This is a genomic window from Mitsuokella sp. AF33-22 (genome assembly GCF_003475755.1).
Lineage (GTDB): Bacteria > Bacillota > Negativicutes > Selenomonadales > Selenomonadaceae > Mitsuokella.
On sequence record NZ_QRQA01000026.1, the window covers coordinates 1 to 490 of the forward strand.

Sequence of the window (490 nt, forward strand, 5' to 3'; positions counted from 1 at the left end):
ACTGGGAGGATAGGAAATTGCCGGTTAAGCGAAGGCTCCGCATCAGCGGAGTCTTTTTTGTATCCATTCTGCAGATTGATGATTTCTCAGAGACTCAAAAATTTTTTAGATAAAAATCCTTGACAAGTATTGCGTTTATCTATATAATAATGACCTGTGAGTGACACAGAACGATATCTAGTTTAATTGCAGCAGTGAATCTGATCCTCACGTTTGGTTCACTAGCTCAGTTGGCAGAGCACCTGACTTTTAATCAGGGTGTCCCGGGTTCGAATCCCGGGTGAGCCACCAATTATAGATATTCTTTTTTATGGCCCGGTAGTTTAGTTGGTTAGAATGCCGCCCTGTCACGGCGGAGGTCATGGGTTCAAGTCCCATTCGGGTCGCCACTTTTGCCTCGGTAGCTCAGTCGGTAGAGCAGGGGACTGAAAATCCCCGTGTCAGTGGTTCGATTCCGCTCTGAGGCACCACTTGACATTATGCCCGCGTT

3 tRNA genes are annotated in these 490 nt (G+C 46.7%); all 3 read left to right on the forward strand.

Going from position 1 to position 490, the window contains the following annotated elements:
• Positions 1–215 precede the first annotated feature (215 nt).
• A tRNA-Lys gene (locus DWZ54_RS11710) sits at positions 216–291 on the forward strand.
• 21 nt (positions 292–312) lie between these two features.
• Positions 313–389: transfer RNA gene (locus tag DWZ54_RS11715), tRNA-Asp, on the forward strand.
• A 5-nt stretch (positions 390–394) separates the two neighbouring features.
• Positions 395–470, forward strand: a tRNA-Phe gene (locus DWZ54_RS11720).
• Positions 471–490 lie beyond the last annotated feature (20 nt).